Here is a 12557-nt window from a genome sequence, read left to right as displayed (position 1 = left end):
TTTTTCACGGATTTGAAGCGGTTTAGCGTCCACGGCACGCCATCAAACAGGATGCCGTCCGATGGACCAGAATGCCGCCTTCACCCTACTGCTGACGATCGACGATGTGATGCGCCTGACCGGTTATAAGAGTCGGTCGAGCATTTATCGCCTGGTGCGCCAGAAGCGCTGCCCGCCGCCCGTGGTGATCGGTGGCGGGCGCGTCCGCTGGCGCGCAGGCGAGATCGAACATTGGCTCCAGGGCCTCCCGATCCAGACTTACATTTGACCGCAGGCGCGGCGCGGCCCCAGCCATTTGGGGGCGGTCCACGCCGCGCCTGCTCCCGAACTTCCTCCGACAACCCCGTTTCGTCGTGTTTCGCGTGATTCACGAAAGGATACCCCATGCCCATTGTCCGCGCCATGCTGGACTGGCTTCACCTTGGCAACCGGGTCACGCTACGTTTTCGCGTCCATCCCCGGATTGCCCGAGAAGCCCTCCCGCTGATCGAAAAACTGCTCGCTGATACCCCGGACGGCGAGACCTACCGATGCGCCATCGCCTTCTGGTGTCATGCCGTGCGCCCACCGCTTGTCGTCTATCGGGGGGATACCTCAACTTGCCGGATAGACGGCCCGTTGCAGGCGGCGGCGCGCACCTACTTTCCTCTGGGCGGCCTGATCGAAACGCCAGGCGTGACAGCCCATCTGACACCCTTCGAGGCGAACGCGCTAGACCTGCGTCTTCGGGACGCGATCGAGCGCGTGATCCGCGCCTGGGTTGCCGAGCATGAGCTTTACGATCTGCCCTGCCTTGATCTCCCTTTCGACCGCCGGACAGCGGATCGCGAGGCCCTTGTCCTGATCGTCCATTGGGCCGCTCAGCATCGCCAGGAGGGCACGGAGCATGCGTGACGCATGCCGGTTTTTCCATGCGACCAGCGGCCCCGATGCTGCGCATCGGGCCACAGAAAGAAGAACACACCTCACGCACTGGCCTGCGGCGGTTTTCTGCCGTTTTTCGAGGGTGCGATCGGGGTGCGCCTGCCTTCGCGGCTCGATATGTGGCGGATTTCCGCCCTTTTGCGCGCGTGCGGATCGGGTGCGGCTGGAGCGGTGGCCATGAGGCACGTCCAGCATTCCGTCCGCCTGCCGATCGTGCTGGATCGGACACTCCGGCAGCTTGCCGCACAGCGCAAGATGACCCCCTATGCCCTGTTGCAGGACTGCGTCCGCATCGGCCTCGCCTCCATGACGCAGGAGGGCACGACGGGACCAATCTCCGCCGAACTGGCCGAGGAGCTGGATCAGGTCGGCGCGCGGATCGTCCACGTCGAGCGCCTGACCGAGCGCGCGCTGTATGTGTCCTGCGCCGCCTATGTCTTCGCCCGCGCCGCAGCCCCCACCCGCATCGACGAGACCCGTCTCACCGACGACATCAATGCAGCCTTTCAGCGCCAGCTTGCCCTGGCGGGAGACACCCCATGACCAGTGATCTCGACCAGCAGGCGCATGCCCGCGCCCTGCGCGCCATCCGCCGCGCCCAGAGCACCGCACGCTTTCGTGCTGGCTTCCTCGTGACCAGCCTCGGCCTGCTGGCCGGTAGCGGGCTGGTGGCGGTCGCCACCACCTCGGCCGAAGAACTGACCGTAACCGGGCAGTTTCTTCTCGCCGAGGCCCAGCGTCCCATTATGGCCATCAGCCATCGGGATGCGCCGATGATCGTCATCCTTGATGGCCGACGCTATGAGACCGGTGCCTACGAGCTGCTGGGTAGCGAAGACGTCCAACATCGCGTCCTGACCCTGATCGAACGCACTGGCCTGGGTGGTCTGCTCGGCATGGCGCTGGGCATCGGTGCCTTTGCCCTGACCGCAGGGCAGCGGCGGCGTAAACGCGCGCAGGAACTGGCCGACCGCACCATCGCCGGCAGTCGGGTCGTGTCCGAAGCCACGCTGGCGGCGGCCACGGAGAATACAGACGATCCCGCGCCCCTGCGGCTGGGCAGCGTCGCCCTGCCGCGCGCGATCGAGACGCGCCATCTGGCGATGATCGGCACCACGGGCGCAGGCAAGACCACCGCCCTGCGCCAGCTTCTCGACGTGATCGAAGCCCGTGGCGAGGCAGCCCTCGTTTATGACACATCGGGGGATTTCGTCGCCCAGTATTACAACCCCGTCCGGGGCGACATCCTGCTCAATCCTTTCGATGCGCGGGGCGTCTACTGGAACCCGTTCGACGAAATCCGCCATCCCGCCGACGCCGCGCGGATCGCCCGCTATCTGATCAGCGAGACGGGCGATCGGGACCGCGATGTCTGGCTGGAAACGGCCCGCATCCTCGTGGCCAATATCCTGCGTGAACTCTGGGAGGAAAAACACGGCACACCGGCGCGGCTGCTCGATACGCTGCAATATATGTCCAGCGCGGACATGGAGCGCTGGCTGGCCCATACCTCCTCGGCGCGGACGTTCGCCCAGGACGCCGAGCGCGCTACGGCCAGCGTCCTGTTCATGCTCGCCAGGGCCGCCAACCTGCTCATGTTCCTGCGCGCCGAACCGGCACAAGGCGGCGAAGGCTTTTCCTTCGCCAGCTTCTTCGCCGGATTCGACAACCACAAGGGCCGTCACCCGTGGATTTTCGTGCCCCGCAAGGAGGACCATTTCGAGGCCATCAAACCCCTGATGGCGCTGTGGCTGGAATGCGCGGCCTCGGCGACGCTTGGCTTGCCGCCCTCCGATCACCGCCGGATGTGGTTCCTGCTCGACGAGTTCCCGGACCTGCCGCGCGTGGACAACATGACCCGCCTGCTGCCGCAGGGGCGCAAGTTCGGCGCGGCCGTGATCCTGACCTTCCAGGCCATCGACCAGATGCGCAGCCGGTACGGGGAAAAGGACGCCGAAACAGTGCTGGGAAGCTGCAACACCAAGCTCTTCCTTCAGCTCGCCGATGTCGAAAGCCGGGAGTGGGCGTCGAAGACGATCGGTCAGGCCGAGGTCGAAATCCAGACCCTTTCGGCCAATCTCGATCCCAAGACGCGCAAGCCACAGATCACGGTCGGCACACGACGCGAGGTCCGCCCGGCCGTGATGGAAAGTGCTTTGCGTCTGCCGCCCGGCTGGGCCTATCTCCTGTTGCCCGACGGATTGCCGGTGGCTCCGATCACGCTTACCAACGCGCATATCATCGCGCGGGGTGCGGCCGGAACGCCGGCATTCGAGCCGATCGGCCTGGATCAGACATTGTGGAAACAGACGCGGCCGGACGAGCCGAAGGCCGGAAAGGAGAAGAAGGAGGACAAGCCCACCGGTGAGGCTCCGGCATCGAACCGCCCCGCCCGACGTAACCCGGCCTCCAAACCCGGCCCGGTCTGATGGTCGCCACCCTGTCAGCCCTGACCAACGCAGCCCAGGCGGCGAGCTACTACGAAGCCGACGATTATTACGCCGAGGGTGGTCTCGCCCCGTCCGAATGGCAGGGCAAAGGGGCGGAGGCGCTGAAGTTGCAGGGCGCGGTCGAACACGACCAGTTCTCCCGGCTTCTGGAAGGCCGGGTCGCGGATCAGCAGCTTGGCGCGACGCGGGACGGCGAGATCGCGCACCGGCCCGGCTGGGATTTGACCTTCAGCGCCCCGAAATCGGTGTCGATCCTGGCCGAGGTGGCGGGCGACCGCCGCCTGGTCGAGGCGCATGAGCGCGCGGTCAGGACCGCGCTGGGGCTGGCCGAAACCCATTTCGCCGCAACGCGCATCCGGGAGGATGGAGCGGTCCGGCGTGAGACGACGGGGAATCTGGTCATCGCCACCTTTCGTCACGGCACCAGCCGCGCGCTCGATCCTCAGCTTCACAGCCATAACATCATTCTCAACATGACCCAGGATGACGGCGGGCAATGGCGGAGCCTGGAACCCCGTGCCTTCTATCAGTTGCAAAAGCAGTTGGGCGCGATCTACCGCCAGGAACTGGCGGGCGAGGTCCAGCGTCTGGGCTATGCGATCGACAAGGGCAAGGACTCCGGCTTCGAGGTCACGGGACTCGACGCGGCGACGCTGGAAGCGTTCAGCCAGCGATCCCAGGCGATTGAAGCGCATCTCAGCGAGCGCGGGACCAGCCGGGAAGAGGCGAGCGCCGCCGAGAAGCAGATGGCGGCACTCGATACCAGGCAGGCCAAGGAGGCCGTGCCCCATGCCGATCTGGTCCGGGAGTGGCGCGCGGTGGCGGACTCCGCCGGCTGGAACGAACAGGCCCGGCGCGAGACGGTCGCACGGGCCGAGGCGCGCGCCCGGACCCAGGCCACAGCCCAGGACGTGGAAAGCCCTTTCGCCCGCGAATGCGCCGCCGATCGGGCGGTCGCGCGGGGCGCGTCGATGCTCGGCGAGCGGCAATCGGTCTTCGCCACAGCCGCGCTGCACGAGGCGGCGGGGCGTTTCGCCTTCGGCGAGGTCGGCCATGCCGAGATCGGTGCCGCAATCGTTCGGGCGCAGAAAACCGGTGCTTTGGAAGCCCGCTCATTTGTTGATCGCCGGGGCGCGGCCTTCGAGGGGCTGACCACGGCCGCCAATATCGCGGCCGAGGCCGCCTTGCTGCGCCTTGAAGAGAGCGGGCGGAATCAGGTCGAACCGATCCTGGCACCCGTTTCCGCTGCGCGTGCCGTGGCTCAGGCGGAGCGGCGAGCGGAATCACAGGGTCACGCATGGAACGAGGAGCAGCGCGCGGCGACGACGCAGATTCTTGCCAGTCGCAACCGGATCGTTGCCTTGCAGGGCGTGGCCGGCACCGCCAAGACCTCGACCGTGCTGGCGACCGTCGCGGAGGAAGCCCAAGCGCAGGGTCTTCGCGTCACGGCATTGGCTCCGACCGCCTCGGCGGCCCAAGTGCTGGGCGACGCGCTCGGCAGTCGCGCCGACACACTCGCGCGTCATCTTCTGGCACCCGGCAAACCGACCGCCGCCGATCAACTCTGGATCGTGGACGAGGCGTCGCTGGTGTCGGCTCGCGATACCGCGAAGCTGCTGGCTCTGGCGGACACCCATCGGGCGCGTGTGCTGCTGGTCGGCGACACGGCGCAACTCGGCTCGATCGAGGCCGGTGCTGCCTTCGGGCAGCTTCAGCAGGCAGGCATGGAGACCGCCCATCTCACCCGGATTCTGCGCCAGACCAACGAGCAGGCCCGTGCGGCGGTGGATGCCAGCCTTGCCGGCGATGCGAAGAAAGCCCTGGCGGCCCTTGATTCGGGTGGCGGGCATGTCGTCGAGCATGAAGGACGGGAAGCACGGTTCGAGCAGATGGCGCGGGATTTCGCGGCGCTGGACGGAAAAGCCCGCAAGCGCGCCCTGGTCATCGAGCCGTCGCGGGACGGGCGCGACATCCTGACTGGAAAAATCCGCGAGAAGCTGGCCGGGGCGGGTGCGCTGCGTGGGCCGGCGATCGAACTGTCGCGTCTCGTAACCAGAGACATGACCCGCACCGAGGCGAAGGAGGCGAGTAGTTACGCGATCGGTGATGTCGTCCGTTTCACGAAGGATTATGCCGATAAGGGCGTCTCCCGCCGGGATGCCTATACCGTGGCCGGCATCGACACGGAAAAGGCGGCCGTGATCCTGACGGCGCGTGACGGACGACGCATAGACTGGCGCTTGCGGCAATGGGGCGCGACGCAATCCCAGGTGTTCACCGCCGAGCCGATCGAACTCCGTGCCGGTGACCGCGTGCAGTTCACCCGTAACGATCGGGCAGCGCGGCGGCTCAACGGCCAGCAAGGGGAAGTGATCGGTGTCGATCCCGCAGCGCGAACGGTCACGCTCCGCATGGCCAATCGCCGGATCGAGCATCTGACGCCGGACGATCCGCGCGACCGTCACATCGCCCATGCCTGGGTGGCCACGGCTTTTGCGGCGCAGGGACGCACCGCCGATCGCGTTCTGGTTCATGCCGATAGCACGGCCAGCCAGCTTGTGGATCAGAAGAGCTTCTATGTGGCCCTGTCGCGCGCCAGGCAAAGTGTTGCCATCTATACCAATGATCGCGGAAAGCTCGCCGCAGCTATTCAGGAACGCTCTGGGGTGAAGCAGACTGCCCTTGCATCGGCGGCAGGCTCCCAGATTGGGGACACCCAACGCAAGGCCGCTGCCAAAGGCATGGCCCTGTAATCCAAATTTGTATAGCCTCGGAATATGTAAAGTTTAAGGAGCAAGCATTCCGTGCCGTTCTGGGCATGGCGATGCTATCTCCTTGTTTGAGAACGGGATTGGGTAGAGGCGATGAACGCCGTAGAAATTGAAGAAGCCGTATCCGCGCTGGCGGAGCAACCTTTTGATGCGGAAGAATTCCCTTACCTTTTCCTCCTGGCCTTCGGCAACAAAGACACCACCATCAAGCGTCTCCGGGCTGCCAAAGGCTCGACCAATGCCTCTGACATCCCTGGTGCCCTTCTCCAGCGGAATAACATCCATATTGCAACCTGCCCGCTCGGTGAGGTGACGCGGACTTTGACCGCCCTCCGGGATAGTCCTGCCACATCTAAGGCCAAGGCTAAGTTCATCCTGGCGACGGATGGTGAGACCTTCGAGGCCGAAGAATTGGATACAGGCGAGACCGTCGCCTGTGCCTATGCGGACTTCCCGAATCATTTCGGCGCGTTCCTGCCCTTAGCCGGCATCACGACAGTCAAGCAAATCCGCGAAAGTTCGTTCGATATTCGCGCGACCAGCAAGCTGAACCGGCTGTATGTCGAGTTGCTGAAGGACAATCCCGACTGGGGAACTGCTGACCGCCGTCATGACATGAACCATTTCATGGCCCGGCTCATCTTCTGCTTCTTTGCCGAAGACACGGATATTTTCCAGGATGGGCACTCTTTCACAAACACGGTCGATACAATGACCGAGCGAGATTCGTCTAACACCCACGAGGTGATTGGCGAACTGTTCCGTGCAATGAATACCCCTACGGCAGAGCGAAAGAAAGCGGGCATTGCTCGTTATGCTGATAGGTTCCCTTACGTTAATGGCGGTCTATTTTCGGGCAGCCCCGAAGTGCCCCGTTTCAGCAAGATCGCCCGCTCCTATCTTATCCATATCGGCGCTCTCGACTGGACGAAAATCAACCCGGACATCTTCGGGTCTATGATTCAGGCCGTGGCAGACGATGAGGAACGTGGCGCTCTCGGTATGCACTACACGAGCGTTCCGAACATCCTCAAGGTGCTGAACCCTCTCTTTCTGGATGACCTGCGGGCACGACTAAACGAGGCCGGCGACAATGCCCGGATGCTCCTGAACCTACGCAAGCGTACGGCAAGGATCAGGGTCTTCGATCCGGCCTGTGGAAGCGGAAATTTCCTTGTCATCGCTTATAAGGAAATGCGGGCAATCGAGGCTGAGATCAACAGTCGTCGCGGGGAAGCCGATCGTCCGTCAGAGATTCCTCTGACCAATTTCCGGGGGATCGAACTGCGTGATTTCCCTGCCGAGATTGCACGTCTTGCGCTCATTATCGCCGAATTCCAATGCGATGTGCTGTATCGCGGTCAAAAGCTAGCTCTGGCCGAATTCCTTCCTCTGAACGCAGAGAACTGGATCACCTGTGGTAACGCTCTTCGTTTGGACTGGCTGAGCATCTGCCCGCCGACCGGAACCGGAGTGAAACACAGTGCAGATGATCTATTTCATTCCCCACTAGATCAGCCGCATATCGATTTCGAGAACGAAGGGGGGGAAACCTACATCTGCGGAAATCCGCCATATCTTGGTAAAGGCAAGTTGGACACTGATCAGCAGTCCGAAATGGCTGCTATTTTTGGAGGGCGAACAAAGCATTGGGGGTATATCGACTATGTAGGCGCGTGGTTTCTAAAAGCCGCTGATTATTGTCGGTTTGTAAATGCCTCAGCGGCACTCGTAGCTACCAACTCGGTCTGTATGGGGAGGCAAGCGCCGACGCTTTGGCCGCTTGTCCTGAGTCACGGAATAGACATTCGCTTTGCTCATACATCCTTCAGTTGGTCGAACAGCGCCACAAACAAGGCGGCTGTGTTTTGCGTCATAGTCGGAATTGATGATAAAAAGTCAGGCGATCGAATACTGGTCGATGGTGCAATCGCCAGGAAAGTTGATCAAATATCGCCATATCTAACTGCCGGTTTCACCCCTCTAGTCAAGCCAACTAGTAATCCGATCTCCCCAGAACTGTCTGAAATGGTTTTGGGGAATATGCCCAATGACGGAGGCGCACTGAGTCTATCCTTTTCGGAACGTGAATTGTTCTATGCAGCCGATCAAAGATCATCCTATTTTATCAGGCGATTCTATGGCTCGAAGGAATATAATAACGATTTGGCGCGATACTGTCTGTGGATATCTGACAAAGACCTTTCTTGCGCTGAGGATATCGACTTAATATCTGATCGCTTAATTCGCTCACGCGAGATACGGCTACGAAGTCCAGACGCCTCAAATCGAAAATTAGCCGACCGTCCGCACCAGATGCGTGAGTTCAACCAAGCTAATCAGCACTCTTTCATCGTCCCGCGAATGACATCAGAACGTCGGCAATATCTCCCTTGTGGGGTGCTCCCGGCGTCGGCGATTATTTCGAGCCAGGCTTTTTCAATCCTAGACGCCGACTTCTGGAATCTCTCGATCTTGCTATCACGTCTCCATTTCGTGTGGGTAGCTACGATTTGCGGGAAGTTTAAGGAGGATTATAGATACTCAAGCGATCTCGGCTGGAACACCTTCCCCGTTCCCACCCTGACCGACAAGATGAAAGCCGACCTGACCCGTTGCGCTGAAGACATCCTGTTGGCACGCGAGGCGCATTTCCCCGCCACTATTGCAGAACTGTATGACCCCGAAAAAATGCCCGCTGATTTGAGAGAGGCGCACGAGCGCAATGACGAAGTGCTGGAGCGCATCTACATTGGCCGCTGCTTCCGCAATGACACAGAACGGTTGGAGAAGCTGTTCGATCTCTATACCAAAATGACCGCCAAGACCGGATCGAAGAATAAGAAAAAGGCAGGGGCGGCATGAGCACTCTTACAGAGATCGACAAAAGATACCTTGAAAAAATTCTTGGGATGCAGAGCGGTTACGTTCTGGATTATTCAGACACAACATTTCAGGAGTTTTTTACCCGTTACGGGCTTGAGATTCATAGTCAAAAATATCAGACGTATGGTTCATCAAAAGCTAGAAAAATGCGGGCCTTCTGGGAGAAAGAGTCTGATGCCATTGTCGGCCAAGTCCTCGACGAAATGTTAGGCGTCTATGAGGTAAATTGTCTCCTAAACGGCAATCAACCTGATGCAGTCATTCTCGAACAATCCCGAAAGGTAGTCGCACGTCTGACCGGAAAACCCCTTGCCGCTAAAACTATGAGCGCTGAAGAAGCCTTTCTTCAAAATGAATTTTCCATCCCCAGCCTCCAGAAACTTCCGGTTGAAGCAACAGTCGTGCCCATCATCGAAAATCGGTTAAAAGAAGCGCAAGCGACAATGTCTGCAAAAGCATATCTTTCCACAATTTTTCTGTGTGGTAGCGTGTTGGAAGCCGTTCTTTTGGGGGCCGCGCAGAAAGAGCCGGCACGATTTAATCGTTCATCTGCCTCCCCCAAATCCCCCGATGGCAAGCCCAAGCTATTCCATGACTGGACACTTAGTCAGTTGATAGATGTCTCGTGTGAAATAGGGCTTCTGAAACCAGACGTGCAGAAATTTAGTCACGGTCTCCGTGATTTCCGAAATTACATCCATCCATACGCGCAAATGTTATCGCGCTTCTCGCCAGATAAACACACTGCGACACTTTGCTTCCAAACATTAAAGGCGGCATTGGCCAGTGTCGCGGGAGAGAGAGCATGACCCAAAAAATTCAATCCGTTCCTTCCGTCTCTGTCTCTTACGCGGCCAATGGTAGTTCAACCAAGGCCAATGCCATGGGGATGCGACCCATGCAGGAACGCGCCTATGAAAAGCGCGGCGAACAGTATCTTCTCATAAAGTCTCCTCCGGCTTCGGGTAAAAGCCGGGCGCTTATGTTTATCGCTCTCGATAAGCTGGCCAACCAGGGACTGAAGCAGGCCATTATCGTCGTGCCCGAAAGAAGCATCGGGGCAAGTTTCCATGACGAGCCTCTGACCCAGTTCGGTTTCTCGGAAGACTGGCACGTAGAACCCAGAAGAAACCTGTGTGATGCAGCCGGCGACGATAACGGAGGCAAGGTCAATTCGGTCGAGGCGTTCCTTAATAGTGAGGACAAGGTGCTTGTCTGCACGCACGCCACCTTCCGCTTCGCCGTGGACAGGTTCGGCGTTGAGGCTTTCGACGATCGTCTGATTGCCGTGGATGAATTCCATCACGTCTCATCCGATTCAGACAACAAACTGGGTCATCACCTCGGCGCGTTCATTGCCCGTGACAAAGTGCATATTGTCGCCATGACCGGCTCATATTTCCGGGGTGACGCGGTCGATGTCTTATCTCCACAGGATGAGGCCAAGTTTGATACCGTAACCTACACCTATTACGAGCAGTTAAACGGCTATCGATACCTCAAGCATCTCGACATCGGCTATTTCTTCTATTCCGGGTCTTACGCCGACGACATCTTGAAAGTTCTCGACCCAAAGCAAAAAACCATCATTCACATCCCGAGCGTCAATTCGCGCGAAAGCACGAGGGACAAGATGAGGGAAGTTGAGCACATCATCGAGGAACTTGGCGATTGGCAAGGAGCCGACCCTGTCACCGGCTTTCAGTTGGTAAAAACGGAAGACGGCCGGACGTTGCGGATCGCTGATCTGGTGGACGATGACAAGAACAAGCGTGACCGTGTGTCCACCGCACTGAAAGACCCAACCCAGAAGAACAACCGCGACCATGTGGACATCATCATTGCCCTGGGCATGGCCAAGGAGGGTTTTGACTGGATTTGGTGCGAACATGCGCTCACCGTTGGCTATCGATCCAGCCTGACCGAGATTATCCAGATCATAGGACGCGCTACCCGCGATGCGCCTGGAAAAACCCGCGCTCGCTTTACCAACCTGATAGCAGAGCCAGATGCCTCAGAAGAGGCGGTAACCGAGGCCGTGAACGATACCCTTAAAGCCATTGCCGCCAGTCTGCTGATGGAACAGGTTCTCGCCCCCCGCTTCGAGTTCAGATCGAAAGTGTCAACCAACGAACCGACTGACGGCTTCGATTATGGAGACGATGGTTACCAACAGGACAAATGCAATGTCGGGTTCAACGAAGAGAAAGGAAAGTTCCAGATCGAGATCAAGGGGCTGTCCGAACCCAAGAGTGAAGAGGCAACCCGCATCTGCCAGGAAGACCTGAACGAAGTCATCACTGCCTTTGTGCAAGACAAGACCGCTCTTGAACGAGGGCTTTTCGACAAAGAACTCGTTCCGGAGGAATTGACGATCTCCCGCATGGGAAAAATCATCAAAGACAAATATCCCGAACTGGATGAGGAAGATCAAGAAGCCGTTCGACAGCACGCCATCGCGGCTCTGAACCTGACACAACAGGCGGCTCATATTGCGACGAGTGGCGATGGAGAACCAGGAGCCAACACGGCCCTGATCGATGGCGTGCGTAAATTCGCAATGGACGTGCGAGAACTGGACATTGATCTGATTGATCGCATCAATCCGTTTGGTGAGGCTTATTCCATCCTGGCTAAAGCAATGAGCGAAGAGAGCCTGAAACAGGTTGCGGCCGTAATCGGTGCCAAACGTGCGACGATGACATTGGAAAGAGGTGGTCCCCATTTTTCGGACAGGGCGATAAGCTATCATCTGGCCTGAACGAGGACGGGTTTTATGGGCAAGGTTACGCGGAAACGGTATGCGGCAGAGTTCAAGTCACGGGTTGCGCTGGAGGCGATCCGTGGGGAACTGACGCTGGCGGAACTGGCTTCGAAACATGGCGTGCATCAGACGATGATCGCCCAATGGAAGCGCCAGGCGATCGAAGGCATGGCAAGCCTTTTTTCTGGTAAGTCAGTAACGGAACCTTCAGTCAGCCCTGCTGATGTAGAGAAACTGCACGCCAAGATCGGCCAGTTGCTGGTGGAACGGGATTTTTTGCGGGATGCCTCTGCTCGGTTGGGCGTGATCAGAGGCGGCAGATGATTGACCCGAAGAGAGCATGCCTGCCGATAATCCGGCAATGCACGCTGCTGCAACTCAACCGGTCGGGCGTCTACTATCGGCCTGTGCCACAGAGCGAAGCCAATCTGGAGCTGATGCGGCTGATCGACGCCCAGTTCCTGGAAACGCCGTATTATGGCTCACGGCAGATGACATGGCATCTGCGCCGCCAGGGACATGAAGTGGGCCGCAAGCGGGTCCGGCGGCTCATGGCGATCATGGGCCTGCGGGCGATCTACCAGAAGCCGCGCACGACCGTGCCCCATCCGGAGCATCGGAAATATCCATATCTGCTACGGGATCTGGTCATCAATCGGCCTGACCAGGTCTGGTGTTCCGATATCACATATATTCCCATGAAACGGGGATTTCTCTATCTCGTGGCGATCATGGACTGGTTCACGCGCAAGGTCCTGTCCT

Annotated in this window: 8 protein-coding genes and 1 pseudogene; all 9 read left to right on the top strand. The window is 59.4% G+C overall.

The genetic code is table 11. The annotated features are described in order from the left end of the window. Positions 1–61: 61 nt before the first annotated feature. Positions 62–268 (top strand): helix-turn-helix transcriptional regulator, encoded by a 207-nt coding sequence (locus CFR78_RS08070; RefSeq protein ID WP_015074059.1) that lies wholly within the window; start codon positions 62–64, stop codon positions 266–268. 116 nt (positions 269–384) lie between these two features. Next, positions 385–894 carry a hypothetical protein gene (locus CFR78_RS08065; RefSeq protein ID WP_110581078.1) on the top strand — a complete coding sequence of 170 codons (510 nt, stop codon included), beginning with the start codon at positions 385–387 and terminating at the stop codon, positions 892–894. Positions 895–1101: 207 nt separating this feature from the next. Next, a complete protein-coding gene (locus tag CFR78_RS16600; RefSeq protein ID WP_258366026.1) occupies positions 1102–1467 on the top strand; it encodes a hypothetical protein in 366 nt (121 codons plus the stop codon). After that, the gene (locus CFR78_RS08055) at positions 1464–3353 is read left to right on the top strand and encodes a type IV secretion system DNA-binding domain-containing protein (RefSeq protein ID WP_110581076.1); all 1890 of its coding nucleotides are present in this window, start codon (positions 1464–1466) and stop codon (positions 3351–3353) included. The genes CFR78_RS16600 and CFR78_RS08055 overlap by 4 nt, the downstream gene beginning before the upstream one ends. Then, on the top strand, positions 3353–6127 hold the full coding sequence (gene mobF, locus CFR78_RS08050) for a MobF family relaxase (protein WP_110581075.1): 2775 nt from the start codon (positions 3353–3355) through the stop codon (positions 6125–6127). Before CFR78_RS08055 ends, mobF begins: the two co-directional genes overlap by 1 nt. 111 nt (positions 6128–6238) lie before the next feature. After that, on the top strand, positions 6239–9010 hold the full coding sequence (locus CFR78_RS08045; RefSeq protein ID WP_110581074.1) for a class I SAM-dependent DNA methyltransferase: 2772 nt from the start codon (positions 6239–6241) through the stop codon (positions 9008–9010). Next, positions 9007–9840: a hypothetical protein gene (locus CFR78_RS08040; protein WP_110581073.1), complete on the top strand. Its 834-nt coding sequence runs from the start codon at positions 9007–9009 to the stop codon at positions 9838–9840. The genes CFR78_RS08045 and CFR78_RS08040 overlap by 4 nt, the downstream gene beginning before the upstream one ends. Further along, positions 9837–11792: a DEAD/DEAH box helicase gene (locus CFR78_RS08035; protein ID WP_456305882.1), complete on the top strand. Its 1956-nt coding sequence runs from the start codon at positions 9837–9839 to the stop codon at positions 11790–11792. Before CFR78_RS08040 ends, CFR78_RS08035 begins: the two co-directional genes overlap by 4 nt. Positions 11793–11807: 15 nt before the next feature. After that, positions 11808–12557: pseudogene (locus CFR78_RS08030) on the top strand (IS3 family transposase); the annotation flags it as partial.

Origin of the sequence: Komagataeibacter rhaeticus (genome assembly GCF_003207855.1) — a bacterium.
GTDB classification, from domain to species: Bacteria; Pseudomonadota; Alphaproteobacteria; order Acetobacterales; family Acetobacteraceae; genus Komagataeibacter; species Komagataeibacter rhaeticus.
The sequence above is the reverse complement of the archived record's forward strand: the minus strand, read 5'-3'. Positions and strand labels throughout refer to the sequence as shown.

Bases quoted from the DNA above. Each gene is read 5' to 3' on its own strand.
- CFR78_RS08045 (WP_110581074.1), top strand. From the start codon at position 6,239: ATGAACGCCGTAGAAATTGAAGAAGCCGTATCCGCGCTGGCGGAGCAA.
- CFR78_RS16600 (WP_258366026.1), top strand. From the start codon at position 1,102: ATGAGGCACGTCCAGCATTCCGTCCGCCTGCCGATCGTGCTGGATCGG.
- CFR78_RS08070 (WP_015074059.1), top strand. From the start codon at position 62: ATGGACCAGAATGCCGCCTTCACCCTACTGCTGACGATCGACGATGTG.
- CFR78_RS08035 (WP_456305882.1), top strand. From the start codon at position 9,837: ATGACCCAAAAAATTCAATCCGTTCCTTCCGTCTCTGTCTCTTACGCG.
- CFR78_RS08065 (WP_110581078.1), top strand. From the start codon at position 385: ATGCCCATTGTCCGCGCCATGCTGGACTGGCTTCACCTTGGCAACCGG.
- CFR78_RS08055 (WP_110581076.1), top strand. From the start codon at position 1,464: ATGACCAGTGATCTCGACCAGCAGGCGCATGCCCGCGCCCTGCGCGCC.
- CFR78_RS08040 (WP_110581073.1), top strand. From the start codon at position 9,007: ATGAGCACTCTTACAGAGATCGACAAAAGATACCTTGAAAAAATTCTT.
- mobF (WP_110581075.1), top strand. From the start codon at position 3,353: ATGGTCGCCACCCTGTCAGCCCTGACCAACGCAGCCCAGGCGGCGAGC.